Genomic DNA, 480 nt, shown 5'->3' with positions numbered 1-480 from the left:
AAAAAAACATGCGGCACCGACTAAGCCAAATAAACCTATAGTCCCTTCGGAATAACTGAATGTCGGACTGGCTAATAAGAAAGCCATTGCGGTCCACAGTAAACCAAAATTTGGCAAATGATAATGCACCGAGAGAAGCGCGTACCGCAAGCACTGGAGTGCCGCACAATAACCGGCCAATAGAACCAATGAGCTTGAAGTAGTTTAAGTTCGCTTTTTGATGGTAACGGGGGAGTTTAATGGCTAGAACAATCATTAACAGCATCAATAATGCAAAGGCCACCCAATAGATCGCTCGCCAGCCACCGACCATAGCAACAGCACCTGAAACCGTTCTTGCAAGTAAAATGCCCAGCAATAACCCACTCATAATCATTCCTACCGCTTTACCGCGTTTATGAGGCTTAGCAATAGATGCTGCTAGTGGGATCAGGACTTGTGCAACAACTGAAAATAGTCCAGTAAGGGCGGTACCTAAAA

The 480-nt window shown here is 45.2% G+C and carries 1 protein-coding gene; it reads right to left on the bottom strand.

Going from position 1 to position 480, the window contains the following annotated elements; all coding sequences use genetic code 11:
• Positions 1–480 (bottom strand): MFS transporter (locus tag A9O67_RS13100; RefSeq protein ID WP_269451556.1); only part of this gene is annotated, 480 nt, incomplete at both ends.

Source organism: Tepidimonas fonticaldi, assembly GCF_001675355.1.
In the GTDB taxonomy this organism is placed as follows: domain Bacteria; phylum Pseudomonadota; class Gammaproteobacteria; order Burkholderiales; family Burkholderiaceae_C; genus Tepidimonas; species Tepidimonas fonticaldi.
Note: the sequence above shows the minus strand (reverse complement) of the source record. Positions and strands in the feature narration are given on the sequence as shown.